General features: G+C 35.2%; 17 protein-coding genes, 1 tRNA gene and 2 other annotated features. All 18 genes read right to left on the bottom strand.

Annotation, left to right across the window (positions count from 1 at the left end; translation table 11 throughout):
* Positions 1-5 precede the first annotated feature (5 nt).
* Positions 6-509 (bottom strand): flavin reductase family protein, encoded by a 504-nt coding sequence (locus PHP06_04380; GenBank protein ID MDD3839792.1) that lies wholly within the window; start codon positions 507-509, stop codon positions 6-8.
* A gap of 121 nt (positions 510-630) precedes the next feature.
* Positions 631-707, bottom strand: a tRNA-Pro gene (locus tag PHP06_04375).
* Positions 708-766: 59 nt separating this feature from the next.
* Positions 767-2,245 (bottom strand): stage IV sporulation protein A, encoded by a 1,479-nt coding sequence (gene spoIVA / locus PHP06_04370; protein MDD3839791.1) that lies wholly within the window; start codon positions 2,243-2,245, stop codon positions 767-769.
* A gap of 175 nt (positions 2,246-2,420) precedes the next feature.
* Positions 2,421-4,010: a phosphoglycerate dehydrogenase gene (serA, locus tag PHP06_04365; GenBank protein MDD3839790.1), complete on the bottom strand. Its 1,590-nt coding sequence runs from the start codon at positions 4,008-4,010 to the stop codon at positions 2,421-2,423.
* Between the two features lie 11 nt (positions 4,011-4,021).
* Positions 4,022-5,176 carry an alanine--glyoxylate aminotransferase family protein gene (locus tag PHP06_04360; GenBank protein MDD3839789.1) on the bottom strand — a complete coding sequence of 385 codons (1,155 nt, stop codon included), beginning with the start codon at positions 5,174-5,176 and terminating at the stop codon, positions 4,022-4,024.
* A gap of 84 nt (positions 5,177-5,260) precedes the next feature.
* Positions 5,261-5,489: a binding site (T-box leader), on the bottom strand.
* A gap of 41 nt (positions 5,490-5,530) precedes the next feature.
* Positions 5,531-6,577, bottom strand: coding sequence for a tRNA 2-thiouridine(34) synthase MnmA (gene mnmA / locus PHP06_04355; protein ID MDD3839788.1), 1,047 nt, complete (start codon positions 6,575-6,577; stop codon positions 5,531-5,533).
* 23 nt (positions 6,578-6,600) lie between these two features.
* Positions 6,601-7,872 carry a replication-associated recombination protein A gene (locus PHP06_04350; GenBank protein MDD3839787.1) on the bottom strand — a complete coding sequence of 424 codons (1,272 nt, stop codon included), beginning with the start codon at positions 7,870-7,872 and terminating at the stop codon, positions 6,601-6,603.
* 747 nt (positions 7,873-8,619) lie between these two features.
* Entirely contained in the window at positions 8,620-9,846 is a 1,227-nt protein-coding gene (locus tag PHP06_04345) for a serine hydroxymethyltransferase (protein MDD3839786.1), read from the bottom strand.
* 127 nt (positions 9,847-9,973) lie between these two features.
* Positions 9,974-10,408 (bottom strand): SoxR reducing system RseC family protein, encoded by a 435-nt coding sequence (locus PHP06_04340; protein ID MDD3839785.1) that lies wholly within the window; start codon positions 10,406-10,408, stop codon positions 9,974-9,976.
* A 23-nt stretch (positions 10,409-10,431) separates the two neighbouring features.
* Positions 10,432-10,710, bottom strand: coding sequence for a metal-sensitive transcriptional regulator (locus PHP06_04335; protein MDD3839784.1), 279 nt, complete (start codon positions 10,708-10,710; stop codon positions 10,432-10,434).
* Between the two features lie 86 nt (positions 10,711-10,796).
* Entirely contained in the window at positions 10,797-12,575 is a 1,779-nt protein-coding gene (gene aspS / locus PHP06_04330; protein ID MDD3839783.1) for an aspartate--tRNA ligase, read from the bottom strand.
* A 6-nt stretch (positions 12,576-12,581) separates the two neighbouring features.
* A complete protein-coding gene (hisS, locus tag PHP06_04325; GenBank protein ID MDD3839782.1) occupies positions 12,582-13,847 on the bottom strand; it encodes a histidine--tRNA ligase in 1,266 nt (421 codons plus the stop codon).
* A 56-nt stretch (positions 13,848-13,903) separates the two neighbouring features.
* Positions 13,904-14,126, bottom strand: a binding site (T-box leader).
* A 13-nt stretch (positions 14,127-14,139) separates the two neighbouring features.
* Positions 14,140-15,681: a coproporphyrinogen dehydrogenase HemZ gene (hemZ, locus tag PHP06_04320; GenBank protein ID MDD3839781.1), complete on the bottom strand. Its 1,542-nt coding sequence runs from the start codon at positions 15,679-15,681 to the stop codon at positions 14,140-14,142.
* 5 nt (positions 15,682-15,686) lie between these two features.
* Positions 15,687-16,301: an MBL fold metallo-hydrolase gene (locus PHP06_04315; GenBank protein ID MDD3839780.1), complete on the bottom strand. Its 615-nt coding sequence runs from the start codon at positions 16,299-16,301 to the stop codon at positions 15,687-15,689.
* A 12-nt stretch (positions 16,302-16,313) separates the two neighbouring features.
* Positions 16,314-16,763, bottom strand: coding sequence for a D-aminoacyl-tRNA deacylase (gene dtd / locus PHP06_04310; GenBank protein MDD3839779.1), 450 nt, complete (start codon positions 16,761-16,763; stop codon positions 16,314-16,316).
* A gap of 16 nt (positions 16,764-16,779) precedes the next feature.
* Positions 16,780-18,924 (bottom strand): bifunctional (p)ppGpp synthetase/guanosine-3',5'-bis(diphosphate) 3'-pyrophosphohydrolase, encoded by a 2,145-nt coding sequence (locus PHP06_04305; GenBank protein ID MDD3839778.1) that lies wholly within the window; start codon positions 18,922-18,924, stop codon positions 16,780-16,782.
* Positions 18,925-18,974: 50 nt separating this feature from the next.
* The gene (locus PHP06_04300) at positions 18,975-19,487 is read right to left on the bottom strand and encodes an adenine phosphoribosyltransferase (GenBank protein ID MDD3839777.1); all 513 of its coding nucleotides are present in this window, start codon (positions 19,485-19,487) and stop codon (positions 18,975-18,977) included.
* Positions 19,487-22,018, bottom strand: a complete 2,532-nt coding sequence (gene recJ / locus PHP06_04295; protein MDD3839776.1) for a single-stranded-DNA-specific exonuclease RecJ — start codon at positions 22,016-22,018, stop codon at positions 19,487-19,489. The genes PHP06_04300 and recJ overlap by 1 nt, the downstream gene beginning before the upstream one ends.
* Positions 22,019-22,093 lie beyond the last annotated feature (75 nt).

Genomic DNA, 22,093 nt, shown 5'->3' with positions numbered 1-22,093 from the left:
ATTTATTATTTTGTTTTGTAGCATGTAAGTATCTTGCCGAAGTAAAAACTATGATAATCAGAATCAGAATAAACCGCATTATCGATTTCATTATCTAGATTTTTTCCTATCATATGCTGCTTATATATTATTTCACACTCGAAATGCATTTTACATTCTTTAATCACCGGAACGCTAACTTGTTTTGCCTCTATAGGAGTTAGACCGCATTCTTTAAATTTATCAAAATCCCTTCCAGACTTTGTACCGCAAAAAGAAAGTTCTTTTTTTAGTGTTCCCATTTGGGGTATACTCACAGTAAACTCTCTTGAATTCTCCATTATCTGGTGTGTATATCTGGACTCTCTGACAGGAACTATAAATATAGGTATACGAAAATAAACATTTATTCCTCCCCATCCTATAACCATCGTGTTCAATTTCTTACCTTTAGTAGTCAAAAAAAGTCCGCCCTTTGTCATCTGTTTGTATATCCAATCAAAGTTCTCATACACCACTTGATCCAACATATATTTACCTCCTATGCCCTATGGTATATCCACAGAAACTATTTTTACATTTATTATATCAAAATATAATAAAAACCACCATCCTTCTTAAAGAATTCAGGTGGTTAATATACAATTAAAATGGTCTGGGTGACAGGAATTGAACCTGCGACCTCATGAACCCCATTCATGCGCGCTACCAAACTGCGCCACACCCAGATAAATTAAATACAGTAACTATTATACTAAACATATTAATTAATTTCAAGGCTTTTTTTCTACAAAATAATACAAATTAATCCCCCATCACCCTCATTTACAATTCTCTGTATGGTTTCTCTTAATTTAATCTGAGCATCTTCAGGCATCTTTTGCAGTTTATTTGATAAACCTTCATTCACCAGCGCATGTAATGATTTTCCGAAAATATTAGATTCCCATATCTTAGATGTATCTGTTTCAAATTCTTCTAGCAAATATCTTATTAATTCCTCGCTCTGCTTCTCTGTGCCTACTATTGGAGACACTTCAGTAGTTATATCAGCCTTTATGATATGAAGGGAAGGTGCACTAGCCCTCAACCTAACCCCAAACCTGTTCCCTTGCCTTACTATTTCGGGCTCTTCCAATTTAAGTTCTTCTAATTGAGGTTTCACTACGCCATAACCTATTCTTTTAACTTCTCCCAAAGCATCAGCAAGTCTATCATATTGTTGCTTGGCATAAGCTAGCTCCCGAAGTAATCCTATAAGTTGGTGTTCCCCTTCTATCTTATAACCAGATTCTTCGGCCAATACCTTATAAAAAAGACCTTCTTCCGTTGAAACCTTAATATCAGCACTTCCCTTGCCTAATGAGATATTCTTGATATCTACATCTTCTAAATATTCTATTTCATTGAAAACATCTAAATTGTTTTTTATATCTCTCACTTTATAGAGATCAGAGATATAATTCTTAACACCATTTAAAATATCTGCTATCAACCAGTGATCTATCTCAAGAGCCTGAGCCCATCTAGGCATATCAATATTTATTTCACTTACAGGAAATTCAAACAATATTTTCTCCAATATATTCTTTATATCATCTTCGTTCATATTCAGGCAATCAACTAAAATCACAGGTACTTCATATTTCTCTTCCAGAGCATCCCTGAGATTGATGGTATCATCATCGTATGGTTTTGTGGAATTAAGCAGTATAATAAAAGGCTTATTTATTTCTTTTAATTCCTTTATCACTCTTTCTTCGGCTTCTATATAATCTGATCGTGGTATCTCCGTTATACTACCATCCGTTGTTACTACAATACCTATGGTAGAGTGATCAGTTATGACTTTTCTCGTTCCGAGTTCTGCAGCCTCTTCAAAAGGGATCTCCCTTTCATACCAAGGGGTATTAACCATTCTGGGAACATTTCCTTCTAGGTATCCAAGTGCACCTTTTACGAGATAACCTACGCAATCAACCATCCTCACTTTTAGTGCTGCATTTTCATTTAGCTTTATTTCTACCGCTTCATTTGGAACAAACTTTGGTTCTGTTGTCATTATAGTCCTACCCGCTGCACTTTGAGGCAATTCGTCCTTGGCTCTCTCCTTTTTATGTATATTATCTATATTAGGTAATACCAATAAATCCATAAATCTCTTTATAAAAGTCGATTTTCCAGTCCTGACCGGTCCTACCACACCTATATAGATATCGCCATCTGTCCTTTCCGCTATATTTTTATATATGTCAAAATCATTCAATATTATTACCTCCTCTCACCTTTAATTATTCTTTTTTATTTATTAGGAGTAATATACATAGCAAACTACTGTCCAGTAAAGACAGTATTTGATAAATATTTTTTAACATTATATATATATGAAACCAAAAATATTTTATTACAAAAAAAAGATATATTCATAAATGAATATATCTTCAAAATTTAAGCTGCCTAGCTTCTATCACTCCAGGCACATTTTTTATCAGTTCAATTGTTTCTTTTGAAACCTCATGATCCACATTTACAATCATGATAGCAGTACCTTCCTTCTCGTTCCTGCTGACTTTCATTGTAGCTATATTGGTCTTGCACACACCTAATATTGTACCTATCTGACCGATTACTCCAGGTGTATCCTTGTTCTGTATTGCCAACATATACTTGGTTGGAACTATATCCACATCAAATCCGGCAAGATTCACTATTCTTATTTCCTTTCTGCCAAAGACTGTTCCGGCAAAAGTCACTTCGCTTTTTTTATTCTTAACTTTGACTGATACCAAATTAGTGTAGTAATCTATATTATACTTTACACTTTCAACAACCTCTATACCCCTTTGGCTTATCAGATTTTCTATATTAACAAAGTTAACTCTTTCTTTTAAAATCGGTTCAAGTAACCCGATTAAATAGGAAAGTGTAATTACCTTTGTTTGTTTTTCAGATATTTCACCACTATACAGTATTTCCACTTTTTCTACAGGATCTTTTTCCGTTTGGTAATATAATTTGCCCAAAATCTCTCCCAACCTTATATAATGCGCCATCTCATCTGTATCCTTAATGGCAAGATCAGGGAGGTTTACCGCATTCACAAATTTACCTTCAAGGGATTTTATGACCTGCTGCGCCACTGCAACACCTACATTTTCTTGAGCTTCCTTGGTAGAAGCACCTAAATGAGGGGTCAATACTACATTATCCAACTTCAAAAGTGGATTATCAAAATTCTTTTCCCCGCCTTTAGGTTCATTTTCATACCCGTCAAGGGCGGCACCAGCTATTTTCTCCTGCTCTAGTGCTTCGCATAGTGCCTTTTCGTCAACAAGACCGCCTCTAGCACAATTTACAATAATTAAGTTTTTCTTCGCCTTTTCCAGCTCTTTTTCACCTATTATGCCCAGAGTCTCCTCTGTTTTAGGAAGATGAAGGGATATAAAATCGGCTCTTTGCATAATTTCATCTATGCTATCTACCTTTTCCACCCCAAGCTTTTTGAAACGAGCCTCTGAAATATATGGATCATATCCTATCACTTCTACTCCGAAACATTTGATTCTAGAAGCAACGATAGAACCAATCCTTCCCAAGCCAAGGATTGCAACTGTTTTACCATTTATCTCAATTCCTTTAAACTGACCTCTGTTCCATTTTTTATGCCGTAAAGAACGGTCTGCCTGGGGTATCTTCCTTGCAGCACATAACAACAGTGCTACTGCATGTTCAGCAGTAGAAATATTGTTGCTCTGGGGTGTGTTGACAACTATAATTCCTTTGTGTGTAGCTGCTTTTAAATCAATATTGTCAACCCCAATTCCTGCCCTTCCTATAACCTTTAATTTAGATGCCTTTTCAATGATATCCTCAGTGACATTAGTTCCACTCCTCACTATTAAAGCATCATAATCCCCTATACAATCCAGCAACTGGTCTTTGCTCATCCCTTGTTTAATATCGGTATCAAACTTTTCCTTGAGCATTTCCAATCCTGTATCAGCTATCTTTTCAGTAACAAGTATTTTCATCATCATGCCTCCTATACAAGTATTTTTTGTGCAGCAGCCAAACCTTGGCCTAGCTCCATATTATATCCCTTTTCCAACAATGAATATTCAAGGGCTGCTATTGTTCTCATCAAATCAAATTTATCCACATATCCCATATGACCTATCCTGAATATCTTGCCTTTTAAGTGTTTCTGCCCACCTGCAATCATAATATCATATTTAACATTCATTATTTTTCTAACTTCTTCAATATCCACTCCTTCCGGAGCCTTTATAGAAGTTATAAGGGGAGAAGCACATTCCTCTTTTGTTACCAGTTCAAGCCCAAGAGCTTTAACTGCTTCTCTTGTAGCTAAAGCTAGCTTATTATGTCTTTGATATATATTTTCCAGGCCCTCTTCTAATAGCATATTTACCGCCACATTTGCACCTATAATAAGTGAAACAGCCGGAGTATACGGTGTATCAGGATTTTCCTTACCTAACCGATTTACGGCATCCTTATAGTCCCAATAGTACTTTGGTAAAGTTGATTTTTCAACAGCCTCCATAGCTTTTTTGCTTACACTTGCAAAAGCTAATCCAGGAGGTGTCATCAATGCCTTTTGTGAGCCTGTCACTACCACATCTATTCCCCATTCATCGGTCAATATCTTAGCTCCTCCCATCGAGCTCACTGCATCAACTATAAATAAAACTTCCTCATATTGTTTTAAAATACTTCCTATCTCCTCCACATCATTAACCACGCCGGTTGAAGTCTCGTTATGCGTCACAATTACCCCTCTGTATTGATCGTCTTTATTCTGCTCAAGCTTTTCTTTTATCAACTGGGGATCTACACATTCTCCCCATGTTATTTTCAGATTATCAACTTTTAAACCGAATCTCTCTGCAATAGTAGCATATCTATCTCCAAATACGCCTATACTAGCTACTAATATCTTATCCCCAGGATTAAACAAATTCACTATTGAACTCTCCATTGCACCTGTACCTGATGATGCCAATGTTATGACAGGATTTTCGGTGTGAAATACCTTTTTTATATTTTGTGATAAATTTTTGAATATTTCACTGAACTCTTTTGTTCTGTGGTGTATAATTTGTTTTGACATTGCCTGTAATACCCTAGTAGGCACCATGGTTGGCCCTGGTGTCATTAATAACTTTTCTCTTTCCATAACTATTATTCCTCCTCAAATAAATTTCTAATGTTATACTTTGCTCTAGTTTTAAATATTAAAAAACCCGCCCCCTGATAAGATATCAAGGGCGGGAGAGATCAGTCACGCGTTGCCACCTTGTTTCGCTGCACAAAAAAACCATGCACAACCTCAGTTAAATAACGGTATATCCCCGTTACAGACTACTTCTTTTGAACAGTTCGCCTGTAAAGTTCAGAGGCGGATTCAACAAAAAGCTTTTATCAGTTTCCACCTACCACTGACTCTCTATAAAAAGCTAAAAGTTTACTATCCTCTTCATCACTCGAATATTAATATTTTTATTTAGTATAATTTGTACAACTGATATTGTCAAGTATTTTTTAAAATAATTCCTCCCCCAAGTACCACATCCCCATCATAAAAAACCGCTGATTGACCTGGAGTTATCGCTCGTTCAGGTTGCTTAAATTTTACTAATATTTTATCCTCATCAATAGAACAAAGAGTGGCTGGTGCTGGTTGAGCATTATATCTTATCTTGACCTGTGCTTCTGCCTCCCCATCGAAATTTTCCCAAAATACAAAGTTTATATCATTTACAATTAACTCTTGAGAAAATACCTCATCAGCTTCCCCTAAAATAACCAAATTCTTTTCATGGTCTATATCTACCACATACATAGGTTTGCCTAGGGCTATTCCCAATCCTTTCCTTTGCCCTATAGTATAATGTATTATTCCTTTATGTGTTCCTAGCACATTGCCCTTTGTATCCATGAAAGTGCCTGATTCTATTTTGTCAGGAAAATTCCTCTTTATAAATCCAGCATAATCATTATCCTTTATAAAACAAATTTCTTGACTTTCAGGCTTTTCAGCTACAGATATACCTAATTCTTCAGCAATTCCCCTTATTTCCGCCTTTGAATAATATCCAAGGGGTAGTAATATGTGTTTCAGTTGTCTTTGCTTTAAATTGTATAATACATAGCTTTGATCTTTTTCAATGTTTTCTGCCTTCTTTAACAAAAATCTATCATTAATACTATCAAACTCCACCCTTGCATAATGGCCTGTAGCAAGATAAAAAGCGCCTAATCTTTTCGCCTGCGTTAAAAGTTCTCCGAACTTTATATAGCGATTACATGTCACGCAAGGGTTAGGAGTCCTACCAGCGAAATATTCTCTACCAAAATAATCAACCACTTTTTGATCAAAAACTTTTTTTAAATCTACTACATGATGCTCTATGCCCAATTGATCTGCTACCATTTTAGCATCCTGCACGGCAGAATTATCTGAAAACAGCTCCATGGTTATACCTATTACTTCATATCCCCTTTTTTTCAGTATGTATGCCGCCACAGAGCTATCCACTCCTCCACTCATAGCAATAGCAACTTTGTTCAGATCCATTTGGTCTATTCACCCTCTTTGAACTATTCTTCTTTCAATTTACTTAAAAATCCAGCAGCTCTATTCTCAAATTTATTATCACCAGGAATATAATATTTGACTTTCCTTATATTATCCGGAAGGTACTGCTGCTTTACATAATTATTATTAAAATCATGGGGGTAAAGATAATCTTTTCCTCTGCCAAGTGCTTGGGCACCATCATAATGTGCATCCTTTAAATGTAACGGAATATCCCCAACATCCTTGGTCTCTAAATCCGACAAGGCATTATCTACTGCTGTTATCGCTGAGTTGGATTTAGGTGCAGTCGCTAACACAAGGGTTGCATGTGCCAACGGTATCCTAGCTTCAGGCAAACCCAGCTGCATAGCCGAATCCACGCAACTTTTTACAATTACTGAAGCCATAGGATATGCCATGCCGATATCTTCAGATGCAATAACCATCAACCTTCTGCAGATAGAAATTATATCCCCGGCCATTACCAACCTAGCTAGATAATGTACAGAGGCATCCGGATCACTACCTCGTATAGATTTTTGAAATGCACTTAAAATATCATAATGGCTGTCGCCAAATTTATCATAATTTAATATCTTATTCTGTGCACATAACTCTATAATATCCACGTTTATTTTTATTTTTCCCTGTTCATCAGGATGTGTTGTGTAAACAGCAAGCTCTAATATATTCAAAGCCCTTCTCAAGTCCCCCCCGCCTATTGCAGCTATCATATCAAAAGCATCGGAATCTAAAATAACTTTAAAATTAGACAAATCCTCTTTTATTATCTCCAAAGCTCTTGCCAAACCCTTTTTTATGTCTGTTTTATCCAATAATTTGAATTCAAATACATTAGATCTGCTGAGCAGCGCTTTATATACATAGTGATATGGATTTTCAGTAGTGCTAGCAATTAAAGTAATCATTCCATTCTCTACAAACTCCAGCAACGATTGTTGCTGTTTTTTATTGAAATTCTGTATTTCGTCTAAATATAATAAAACTCCTCTGCTACCTTCTATACCTTGTAAATCGTTGATTATATTTTTTATATCTTTTACACTGGCGTTGGTAGCATTTAATTTGTAAAATCTTTTATTTGTCTCATTAGCAATTATATTTGCAACTGTGGTTTTCCCTGTACCTGGTGGTCCATAAAAAATCATATTGGTTATCATGCCTGATAACAACATTCTCTTTAAAATCTTACCTTCACCCAGCAGGTGTTTCTGCCCAACTACATCTTCAATATTAGAAGGCCTTATTCTTTCAGCCAGTGGTTTCCTCATTTTTATCACCAAACCTTAAGATTATAGAGTTTACATCTTATTATACATTTTGCACGTAGCAATATCAAACACAATGGAGTATATGCTGTATTTATAAGTATGACAGCAACTACGCACGGGACTTATATGCAAGACCATTCTGCAATAAATATTTATGAGCAATTCACTAACCTTGCATACAATTCCCTGTCTGGAGTATTAACCGAAGCTTTCTAAAGGGAGGGTATTATATCCTCCCGGTATTGCTAATATTTGTGAATATGACAGCAAACACGTACGGAACATATATATAGAAGGACCGTTCATGCAATGAATATTCGGAAATAACTATGACTCACTACATTTCAAAAATACTAAGCTTTCCCTAAACTCGCCTGCGCTCAAACAGGGAAAGCTGAACTAGTATTTTTTGCATTACATTCGTCAAGTTATTTTAACCGAATATTCATGAACAATTCACTAACCTTCTATATATATGTTCCTGTCAGGTGGATAAACTGAACCTTTGTAGAGGGTACATATGATACCTGTAGATGCGACTTAATGTACCGCACTATACATTCAGTATTTATATAATATAGTGCGGTAGATTGCGGAGCACGGAAGGTGTCATATGTGCCCGATACTACTGATATTTGCAAGGATAACAGCAGCTACGTACGGGACGACTTATATGCGAATTCATGCGATAAATATTTGGAATTTAAAAAAGGACAATCCTTTTAATCTAGGATCATCCTTTTCCTTTTATTCATAAAGCGGAAATTTATTACAAAGTTGTATTATCTGTTCTTTAACTCCTTCACTCTGCCCTTTAAGCACAGAATCAATCAATCCTGCTATAATATCCATTTCAGGCTCTTTCATGCCCCTGGTAGTTATAGCTGGCGTACCCATCCTCAAGCCACTGGTAACAAACGGACTCCTGGTTTCATTGGGTATGGTATTTTTATTGGCAGTTATGCCGACGCTGTCCAGCATACTCTCTGCCTCTTTCCCGGTTAAACCTTTATTGGTTAAATCAACAAGCATCAGATGATTATCAGTACCGTTGGAAACAAGTTTAAAGCCCATTTCCTGCAAAGACTCCGATAATGCTTTTGAGTTTTTGACAATTTGTTTCTGATAATCCCTAAATTCCTGACTCAATGCCTCCTTAAAGCACATAGCTTTTGCCGCAATTATGTGCATAAGAGGGCCTCCTTGAGTACCAGGGAAAATTGCTTTATCAATAATTTTTGCATATTTCTCTTTACAAAGAATTATTCCCCCCCTCGGCCCCCTTAAAGTCTTATGAGTGGTACTGGTTACAAAATCTGCATAGGGTACCGGATTTGGATGAAGTCCGGCTGCTACTAATCCAGCGATATGTGCCATGTCCACCATCAAATATGCCCCTACTTCGTCAGCTATTTCTCTGAATTTCTTAAAATCGATAAATCTGGGGTAGGCACTTGCGCCTGCTACTATAATTTTAGGTTTGGCCTGCCCAGCTATTTGATAAACTTTTTCATAGTCTATCACTTCAGTGTCTTTATCCACTCCATAATCTACTACTTTAAAATATTTCCCTGATATATTGACGGGGCTCCCATGGGTCAAATGCCCACCATGGGATAGATTCATACCCATTATAGTATCATTAGGCTGCAATACAGAAAAATAAACAGCGGTGTTTGCCTGTGCACCCGAATGAGGCTGTACATTTGCATGTTCTGCTCCAAATATCTTTTTAATTCTTTCTATAGCAAGTCTCTCCACAACATCGACAAATTCACATCCTCCATAATACCTTTTCCCTGGATATCCTTCAGCATATTTGTTGGTGAGATGACTTCCAGCGGCTGCCATCACAGCAGGACTGACAAAGTTCTCTGAAGCAATCAATTCTATACTATATTTTTGCCTCATCAGCTCTTTTTCCATAGCCGCTGCTAATTCAGTATCGGAATTTCTTATTAAATTCAAATCCAACATCGTTTTCTCCTTCCTGTTACAATAATTAATAAATACAAATAAAACACAGTGATTATAAAATTTGATACGTATATTATAAATAAACAGATTATATTTAGCAAGAGAAACAAAACCCAAAAATCCACTATTCAGATGATTTTTTGATAGATATAAGTTTCGGCTTATACCTATCTTTAGTATCTCGATTAGAATCAACATACTTTATCGTAATATAGGTTATTGTCATTAAAGCTATACCTACTAAAAAACTAATTATTTCTTTCATATTAGAAATACCCAAAAGATCGAATAGATACACTGTTCCGAACAATCCAATAATAAACATCAAAAGAGGAAATGCATACATAATTAATACGGCTCTTAGCAATTTAACATCTTCAATCTCTACCTCAACTATATCCCCGATATCTGCTCCTACAGAGTTCTGGACGATAATTTCCATGCCCTCTTGGTTCTGTCCAATTTTGCATGCACCACACTTTTCACATGCATCACTTCTTTCAAACCTGATTTTTATTTTATCGTTTTCTTTGTAAATTACCTTGCCTGTTTCTTTCAAAATTAAATACTCCTTACATAGTTTTATTTTATATACATGAGCAGTATATCAATCAATTCATCTATTTTGTCATCATTTTCCTCGCAATTTACCGTCTCTTTAATGCATTCAATCGCATGATTTTTGAGTATCAAGCCACCTACTTTATTTGTGGCAGATCTTATTGCTGCAATCTGTATCAATATATCTGAACAGCATTTATCATCTTTAATCATTCTCTGTACACCTTTAACCTGTCCTTCTATCCTCTTAAGCCTATTAATAATCATCTGCTTATCATAATTATCCGAAACATTCACCATCGAAACTTCCTTTCATTTCCTATGAGGTTCAGAAACGTCAAGCCTGAATCTCATATTTTATTTTAGCAAGTTTTTCTTAAAGCTCCCTAGTCCATAACTCTGATATTCAGTTCATTTAATTGCTCTTGATCTACCTCCGAAGGAGCATCTGTAAGTGGACAAGACGCATTCTGTACTTTAGGGAAAGCGATCACGTCCCTTATGCTTTTTACTTTTGCAAGCAGCATTACAAGCCGGTCAAGTCCATACGCTATACCACCATGAGGAGGGGTACCGTATTTGAAAGCCTCCATCAAAAACCCAAATCTCTCCCATGCTTTTTGCTCTGAAAAACCTAAAGCTTTAAACATCATCTGTTGTAATTCAGTATCATGTATTCTTATACTGCCCCCCCCAATTTCTATACCGTTTAATACTATGTCATACGCTTTAGCCCTCACTTTTGAAGGATCAGTTTCTAATAAATCAATATCCTCTTCCACGGGAGAAGTGAAAGGATGGTGCATAGCTACATATCTATTTTGATCATCATCAAATTCTAACAGTGGAAACTCAGTAACCCACACAAATTCATAGCTATCATCATCTATTAGATTCAATCTTTTGGCAAGTTCCAACCTCATTTGTCCCAATACATTAAAAACTACTTTATCCTTATCTGCAACAAACAAAAGCAAGTCCCCTTTTTCTGCATCCAGCCTATCTAATACTGATTGGATTTCATTCTGTGACAGGAACTTTGCTATTGGAGATTTTAGTCCATCTTGTGCTACATTTATCCAGGCCAATCCCTTTGCACCTAGCTCTTTTGCCAAATCACCCAGAGAATCAATCTCTCTCCTGGAAAATATATCTCCACATTTTTTTGCGTTAATAGCCCTGACACTTCCACCGCCAGATACTGCACCTTTAAAAACTTTAAATTCACTCTGTTCAAATATATCGCTAACATTTTGAATCTCTAATCCAAAGCGGACATCTGGTTTGTCAGTTCCATATTTATCCATAGCCTGTTTGTAAGTTATCCTATTAAAAGGAGTTTTTAGTTCTACACCTATAGCTTTTTGGAAAACAACCTTAATCAATTTTTCATTTATATCTATAATATCATCTACATCTACAAAAGACATTTCTATATCTATCTGTGTAAATTCTGGTTGTCTATCTGCTCTCAAATCCTCATCCCTAAAGCATTTTACTATCTGAAAATATTTATCCATTCCCGATACCATGAGTAGCTGTTTAAATATTTGAGGAGACTGGGGTAGAGCATAAAACTTACCGGGATGCATTCTGCTCGGTACTAAATAATCCCTTGCCCCTTCCGGAGTGCTTTTTGTCAACATAGGTGTCTCAATCTCCATAAATCCATTATCATCTAAAAAGTCCCTTACAGTTTTAGCAACCCTGTGGCGTAACATTAAATTCCTTTGCATATCAGGCCTTCTTAAATCTAAATATCTATACTTCAATCTAATAGCTTCAGAAACATTAGAGTTTTCCTCAATATAAATAGGAGGTGTTTGAGCTTTGCTCAAAATTCTCAACTCTTTTGCCCTTATCTCTATGTGTCCTGTTTTAATTTCCGGATTTATTGTATCTTGATCTCTTTTGACTACCTCTCCAGTAACAGCTAATACAAATTCATTCCTAATGCTCTCCGCTTTATCGAAAAAGCTGCCGCATTCTTTTGCATCAAATACTATTTGTACAACGCCTGTGATATCTCGTAAATCTATGAATATTAGACTGCCTAAGTCTCTTCTAGTACTTACCCATCCCATCACAGTTACCTGTTCCCCAATATTGTTTAGTCCTAAAGCACCACACATGTTATTTCTTTTTATACCTTTAAGAGATTCCATCAACCCTCAATCATCCTTCCTGTTCTTGATGTCAGATAATATATCTTCAAGTTGTTTTTGTATTTGTTCCCCTGTTTCCATATTTTTCAAGGATACAACTCTATTTTTCACTTCATCGTCACCAATTATAATCACATATTTAGCATCTAATTTGTCAGCATATTTAAATTGTGCCCTCATGCTCCTGCTCATATGATCCATATCTGCGCTATAACCCTGATATCTTATCTTTTGCAGAATGTCAAAAGCATACATCTTATAATCTTCCTTCATACACACTACAAAAAAATCAAATTTTTGTGGCTCAGGTATTGTAATATTTTGATTTTCAATTGCCAATAACAACCTTTCAATCCCCAATCCAAATCCTATTCCAGGGACATCAGGACCACCTATCTCACTTACCAATCCATCGTAGCGCCCGCCTCCACAGACGGTGCCTTGTGCTCCTATATCCGTTGATATTATCTCAAACACAGTCTTAGTATAATAATCAAGCCCTCTAACTATTTTAGGATTTATTTTGTAACTCAATCCCACCGTATCCAAATATCTCTTCAATTTATCGAAATGTTCATCGCATTCTCCACATAGATAATCAATTATTACAGGTGCATCATCAACAATCTCTTTGCAAGTTTTGTTTTTACAATCCAGCACCCTCAAAGGATTCCTTGCAAGTCTCTCGTTACAGTCCTTGCATAGCTTATCTACCCTATCCTCCAGATATTGTTTTAAAGCTTTATTATACTCTACTCTACATTTAGGGCAACCTATGCTGTTGATATTCAGTTCTAGTCCCTTTATGCCCAAAGAATCAAAAAGCACCATTGCTAAATTTATGATTTCAGCATCTATCGATGGATCCATAGTACCAAAAACTTCCACACCGAATTGATGATGCTGTCTCAATCTTCCTGCCTGAGGTCTTTCATATCTAAATAGAGGATATATATAATACAGTTTAGTTGGCTGAGGCTTCGCATACATTTTGTTTTCTACAAAAGCCCGTGCCACCGATGCAGTACCTTCAGGCTTAAGGGTAATGCTCCTACCACCCTTATCGTTAAAAGTATACATCTCCTTTTGAACAATATCGGTTGTATCCCCCACACCTCTTAAAAACAATTCTGTGTTTTCAAAAACCGGCGTCCTTATTTCCTCAAATCCAAATCTACTGCATGCTTTTCTGATAATGTTCTCTACATAATGCCATTTATAAATATCTTCAGGCAAAACATCTCTAGTTCCCCTTGGGGCTTTTATGTTCATATTTTTGTACCTCCTTTTGTTCAAATTGATACTAAAAACCCGTCCCTTATAACATCATAAGGGACGGGTTTTCCCGCGGTGCCACCCTAATTAGATAGCTTGTATCTCTCTTTGTAATGCAGTAACGCAGCAAATACGCATCAGCTTAATATGATCTCCACTTCAACTGACGAGCTCCAGGGTGTCTTTCTACATGTCTGTTTTAGAGGTGATTGCAGTCACGTCACCTCCTCCCTGTAAAACAGAAGTCATATATACTTTCCCTTTCAAAGCCATTAAAATTTCATTTTTATTATGTATTATAACCTTGTTCTGTATATTTTGTCAACGCAGCCAAAGCACTCAATTTCTTTTGAACCATTTCTTCCACCCTATTTATATAATCAGTCAAATTTTTTACATTCATCACTCTTTCAATCCTATTATCAGAAGAATAAAAAATCTTAGAAACTGCTCCTGCACCAAATGCAACTATCGTCTGATTTTCTCCCATCATTTTTATATTATAAATGGATTCGAAAGAATCTCTACAAAACCCAATATTCTCAAGATTTCCAAGCATATACTTCTGCCTGTATAGATAATATGGTTTATAATCACATCTTATCAAATTTTCTTTTACAATTTCCATCATATTATTTACAGTCACTTGATCCGTCAATGGTATATTTTCTTTGCTTTGTACTAAAAGGGATGATCTTTTTAAAGCCATAGTATGGACTGTAATATTTTTAGGAGATAGCTTTAATATTTCATTTATTGTGTTTTTAACATCCTGCTCATCTTCAGAAGGCAAACCTATTATTAGATCCATGTTTATCCAATCTAGTCCTACATCCTTTGCCATTTTATACTTTTGGATAACTTGTTCAGGACTATGATTTCTTCTGATCAGCAACAATGTATCGGGATTCATGGTCTGGGGATTTATACTTATCCTATTCACTCCATTGCATAAAAACATTTCCAACTTTTCCCGGGTAATAGTATCCGGTCGCCCTGCTTCTACAGTATATTCCCTTATATTAGATGAATTAATATTGCTATTTATGGTTGTTAATATCTTTTCAATATGGCCACAATCTAAAGAAGTAGGAGTACCTCCCCCCACATAAACATTTTCTATTTTATAGTCTTTTGAGCATAAATATTGTATGCATTGTTTTATTTCAAATAAAAGTGCTTGTACATATGGCTCCACATATTCTTCACAATTGCCTATAGTGTTTGAAACAAATGAACAATAAATACATCTGGAAACACAAAAAGGTACAGAAATATAAATGCTTATCTTTTTATCATCTATATCCTCTATATACTTTCTTTGAAATTTTGCAATATCGGTTAAAAGTCCAGCTTTTTTTTCACTGACCTGATAATGCTGCATCAATAATTTTTGAACATCATCCCAATTCCCTAGTTTATCCATGTGCTTATGTGCAACTTTTAAGGGCCTCACGCCTGTTATAGTACCCCATTCGAGTTCTTTCTTGAAAATTTGCTTCATGCATAAATAAGCACCTATCTTTACATGCCTCTTTATAGTACTCTTTTTAGCTAGATAATCTAGACCTCTATCGTTGATTATACATTTGTCAGTGTAGCTAGTTAATTGTCTGCCCTTCTTTGATATTATAGTTTCTATATGAACAATGTTTGAGCTAACCTTCACACAGCTAACTAATAAATAATCTTGTTGGTCAGCTTGATCTTTAATATTATTATAGACCTTTCCTTTAATCCCAAAAGCACCTGTCAATTCTATCAAATCATAATAGAAATTATGGCCTTCTACATATATTTGAATGATATTGTTCTTATCTTTTACAGCCATATCATTTATGCTAAAAACGGATTTTGCCGTTTTTCTTTACCAATGGTAGAAGAAGGGCCATGACCGGGATATATCAAATAATCATCATCATAAACCAACAGCTTATTGTTTATAGAATCCATAATAGACTCATGGCTTCCCCCTACAAAATCAGTTCGTCCGATAGAACCGGCAAAAATAGTGTCCCCGGTAAAAATCATCTTTTGTATGACAAAACAACAAGATCCTAATGAATGTCCTGGAGTATGCAGCACCACTATATTAAATCTGCCACATCCTAACACCATATCCTCTTCCAACATTAAATCAGGATTAATTCTGTCATGCTGAACCTTTGAATATAGGGATAAATTTTTACTGGGATCAGTTAACATTTTGCTGTCATTTTTGTGAATAGCAACTTGGGCTTTAGTAAAATCCTTTACTTCTTTCACTGCCCCTATGTGATCATAATGGCCATGAGTCAATAATATATACTTTATACTCAAACCCTTTTTAGATATAAAATCATTTATCAAATTCCCGCTGCCCCCAGGATCTATTACAACTCCTATATCCTGATCGTATACTAAATAACAATTTTCCTGTAGCAAACCATTTTGATAGATCTTTACATCCAATCACATCACTCCTTAAAAAACTTTCTCACTATCAATTAAGATGGTAACAGGTCCATTATTTATACTGTCTATATACATATGAGCTTGGAACTTTCCTGTCTTCACACACAACCCTTCTTCGGCTATATTCTTTGCAAACTTCTTATATAACTCTTCTGCTTTCTCTGAAGGAGCAGCACCCATAAAATTAGGCCTTCTACCTTTTCTACAATCGCCAAACAGTGTAAATTGTGAAACTACAAGGATTTCTCCATTTATATCTTTTACAGAAAGATTGAGCTTCCCATTATCATCTTCAAATATCCTCAGATTAGCTATCTTATTCGAAAGATAATCAACATCTTGTTGGTCATCGTCCTTTCCAACTCCAAGATATATTAAAAGGCCTTTTTCTATACTGGATATCACTTTATTCTCTACTTTGATACAGGCTCTGTCAACCCGTTGAACTACAGCTCTCACTATGATAACACTCCCCTTAAGAATTTACTCTGTATACATCTATAACATTTTTCAGCTTTTTAAATTTATTCATAATTTTGTCAAGCTGTTGTATGTTTTTTGTTTCTAAAATAATATTGATTATTGCTCTTCTGTCCCTGTTAGTCCTTGCATTTATTGCATTTACCAATATATTTGAATCGCTTATAAGGCTTGTAATCTCTGATAATAGATTCTTTCTATCTATCGCCAATATACATATTTCGGTGTTATAGGTATTAGGATAACTGTCTTCCCACTCCACCTCTATCAACCTATCTTGTTCCATACTTTTAGAGTTGATATTAGAACAATCCATCCTATGAATTGAAACCCCTCTTCCTCTTGTTATATATCCTATTATCTCATCTCCGGGAACGGGAGTACAACATTTAGCAAACCTCACCATTATATTATCTATCCCTTTAACTTTTACACCGTTTTGGGATGGTAATTTTTTATTTTTTTCGTTAAGAGATATTGAGTCTATTCCCTTCTGTTCTTCTATCTTGTTATGTTCTTTATATTTTTCAATTAGCTTCCCCAGCACTTGATTGATGGTCAAGCCTCCATATCCTATGGCTACATACAAATCATCAATGGTGTTGAGGCTATATCTTTTTAAAATCTTGTTGTAATACTCGGGTTTCATCAATTGATTTATAATATATCCCCTTCTTTTGGCCTCTTTTTCCAACATTTCTTTGCCTTTTATTATATTCTCTTCTCTTTTTTCTTTTTTAAACCATTGTCTGATTTTATTTCTGGCCTGAGAACTTTTAATTATGTTTAACCAATCCCTGCTGGGCCCACGAGTAGTTGTAGAGGTCAATATCTCAACTATATCTCCTGTTTTAAGCTGATAATCTAAAGTTACAATCTTTCCGTTCACTTTAGCACCTATACATTTATTACCTACGGCAGTATGGATATTATATGCAAAATCAATTGGTGTAGATCCGGTGGGCAAATCTATAACATCTCCCTTAGGGGTAAATACAAATACTTCATCAGTAAACAAGTTAATTTTAAGTGTCTCCATAAACTCCCTAGGGTCCTTAGCCTCGCTCTGCCATTCTAGTAATTGTCTTAACCATGCTAGTTTAGAATCATAATCGGTATCGTTGGAGACCCCTTCTTTATATTTCCAATGAGCAGCTATTCCATATTCAGCCGTTCTATGCATATCCCAAGTACGGATCTGAATCTCTACAGGCTCTCCTTTAGGTCCAAGAACAGTAGTATGCAAGGATTGATACATATTAGGTTTAGGCATAGCTATATAATCCTTAAACCTACCTGGTATCGGCTTCCATAAAGTGTGCACAATACCTAAAGCTGCATAACAATCTTTTATAGTATTTACTATTATTCTAACTGCAGTAATATCATATATTTGGTCAAAACTTCTATTCTTGTATACCATCTTTCTATATATGCTGTAAAAATGCTTGGGTCTGCCTTCAATCTTAGCTTCTATATCTATTTCACTTATGTTTTTTTCTAATTGCTTTATTACTCTCCTGATATATTCTTCCCTTGCTTTTCTTTTCTTAGCAACTTTATCCACAAGATCGTAATATCCATTTTCATCTAAATAAAATAACGATAAATCTTCCAGCTCCCATTTGATTCTGAATATGCCTAACCTATGGGCAAGAGGTGCATATATTTCAAGAGTTTCTTCTGCCTTTTCCTTCTGTTTTTCTTCATTCATGTACTTTAGAGTACGCATATTATGAAGTCGGTCAGCCAATTTAATCAATATTACCCTTATATCTTTAGCCATGGCTAAAAACATTTTCCTGAGATTCTCTGCCTGCTCTTCTTCCTTGGTTTTATACTCAATACGACTCAGCTTTGTTACACCATCAACCAAGTCGGCTATCTCCTTGCCGAATATCTCCTCTAAATCATTCCGGGAATAATAAGTATCTTCAATAACATCATGCAGTAGACCTGCAGCGATAGTATTGACATCCAGACCCAAACTCACTAATATTTCGGCTACATTTTCAGGATGCACAATATACGGCTCTCCAGAAATTCTACATTGCTCTTTATGAGCCTCATAAGCAAAGTCATATGCTTTTTTTATTATATCTATATCTTGACTAGGATATTTTTGCTCTATTTTTTGCATTAATTGCTCAAATGACAACACTAACACCTCTTGCTAATAAATCAAAATATTCAATACTTAATGAGAGTTTCAACATCATATCCAGACAATTTTTCTCTGCCATTTAAAAACCCAAGTTCAATGATGAATCTAACAGCTACTACGTCGCCTTTAAGCTGGTTAACAAGCTCTATAACTGACGATATAGTCCCTCCAGTAGCAAGCAAATCATCCACAACAGCCACTCTTTGCCCTGGGAGTATAGCGTCTTTATGTATCTCAAGGGTATCACTACCATATTCAAGTTCATATTCATGTCTTATAGTTTCAGCAGGTAATTTTCCCTTCTTTCTGACCGGTATAAATCCGGCACCTATAGCATAAGCAACTGGAGCTCCTATGACAAATCCTCTCGCCTCGGGTCCTACAATCAAATCGACATTCTTATCCTTTAGGCTGTCAACCATCATATCTATGGATGCTTTATAGGCCTCTTGGTCCTTGAGTAAAGTGGTTATATCTTTAAAATTAACACCTTTTTGAGGAAAATCTTGAATTTCCCTTATTTTATCTTTTAAATTCATTACGCACTCTCTCCTTCAACATGTTTTTTAAAATCAGTAAAAAATAACTTAAAATCATTTTTTATCCGGTCTATTGCACGATAACATTTGCTAGACTCAATGTTTCTTCTGGATGGATTATCATTAAAATATACATATAACATGGTATCTTTCAAATCATATTTCAAAAACCCTAATTCCTGAAAAATGTTGAGCGCACATATTAAGTTAAAGCCATTTTGTTCAATATGATAGTTGTGTCGAATAATTTGATTTAAACTACTTAATTCCATGTTAGAACGTAAATCGAATTCAGCCTTCAATATATTGTATATATTCACCAAATACCGCCTATTCAAGCATATGTCCTCAATCACATCTTTGTTATACTGCTCTTTATATTGCTCAAAATAGAAAAATATTTTTTGTCCAGTAACTTTTTTAGCAACTTCATATAGATAATTCATGCTATAACATAAATCATAAAAAATAATATTTTGGTATCTACTAAAATCTGTCTTGTCTATACAGCAATTGATAACTATTGTATTTTTATTTTGATATTTATTAGGATTCCATTTAAAAGAAACGGCTAACTCATCAATTTGTAGGTATTTAGTATAAAACTTATAAAAATCTATTATTCCATTTGCTGTATTTATTAATATCAAATTTTTATTACCTGACCTCAAAATATCCGCTAAATACTCTTCTTCCTTTATAAACCCATCTATTCTATTGAATAGCTTGTATTCTATATGATGCTCTTGTGATTTTCCTCCTATTATATCACTAATAAAGCCTTTTGAAATGTTTTCAAAATATTTTGTATACAAATATCTTGCATAAAAATAGTCTATAGAAGGCTTCAGATCTTTTATATTCAATTGAATGTTGTCTACACCGTTCCAATCATTTATCTCTAAATTGAATAATATATTTATTTTTTGTTTTTTGGATAAAACATCTTTTAAATGCCCATTTCCATAGTAAATAGCAACAAATTCATGTTCTCCTTTTGATAAAAACAACTTAAGATGCTTATCATCTTTCCCAAAACATTTTATATCCTCTATTGTCATGTCGTCACACCTGAAAACTGGACGTGGATTACCAACACCATAAGGAGATAACATTTCAATTTGATATATATTCTCCAAAGAAATCAAGTCACCATCTATTTGTTCATCATAATAATACTTCTGAACCATACAACTTTCATCTAAATTGCTTTGGGCAAAACTGTTTATTCTATCCCTGAACTCACCTATAGATTGTTTACTTATAGTTAATCCTGCAGCTTGTTCATGACCACCATATTTTTCAAGAATATCTTTGCAATCATCAAGAGATTCAACCATATTAAAGCCTGAAATACTTCTTGCAGAACCTTTGCCTATATCTCCTTTAACTGAAATCACTATAGATGGCTTATAGTATTTTTCAACCAATCTTGAAGCAACTATCCCTATCACGCCCTGGTGCCAGTCCTGCCCGTCAACCACTAACACTTTGCAGTTTTTATCATACCCCTGCTTTTCTATAGTGCTTACTGCTTTTTTATATGTTTCTTGCTCAAGCCTTTGCCTATAGCTATTATTCCTCTCCATTTCTTCAGCTATTTTTCCTCTATCCACTTGTTCACCTAGAAAAAGCTGAATAGGATGATCCACATTGCCTACTCTTCCTGCTGCATTAAATCTGGGGGCAATTACAAACCCTATATGCCCTGAAGTTATCTTTTTACCCGACAGTCCCGTCCTTTCGATTATCTCACCTATACCTGGATGAGGATTAGTATTCAATTTCTTCAATCCTTCCCGCACAATAATCCTGTTCTCATCCTCCAAAGGAACGATATCAGCGACAGTCCCCAATGCAATAATATCTATATAATCCAAAATATCTATATCTTTGTCTATCAATTGAATTAGCTTAAATACCACTCCCACTCCTGCAAGTTCCTTGAATGGATAATCATCTCCCTTTTTCTTGGGATTTACCACAGCAGTACATTGAGGAATAACATCACCACATTCATGATGATCTGTTATTATCACGTCCATACCTAATTCTTTACATATATCTACTTCCTTCAATGACCTTATGCCACAATCCACTGTGACAAGCAAAGACACACCTTGTTGCTTTATATTGAAGACTGCTTGTTCATTCATACCATAGCCTTCATCTATCCTGTCAGGAATATAATATACAACCCTGCCACCCATCTTTTTTAATGTCATATATAAGATCGCGGTACTAGTTATTCCATCCACATCATAATCCCCATATATACATATGAGTTCGTCCCTAGATAACGCTTTTTTTATTCTATCAGCAGCTATACCCGCATCGCTCAATAAATAAGGATCATGCATCTTCTCTGTATCAGAATACAAAAAATTATTTATCTGTTGTTCAGTAATTAAACCCCTGTTAACCAAAATTTTAACAACTAAAGGAGACAGACCTGTGCTATCAATAATATCTTGTACATTGGATTCAGAGGATTCTCGTCTTTTTATCCATAAATTTGTATTGCTCAACATTGTCACTGCCCCCTACAATAATATAGTCCTTTGTTGTTGTTTTATATAGATTCCTGAAAACTTTTAAATAATTAA

It is taken from the genome of Clostridia bacterium (genome assembly GCA_028698525.1).
In the GTDB taxonomy this organism is placed as follows: Bacteria; Bacillota; Clostridia; order JAQVDB01; family JAQVDB01; genus JAQVDB01.
The sequence above is the reverse complement of the archived record's forward strand: the minus strand, read 5'-3'. Positions and strand labels throughout refer to the sequence as shown.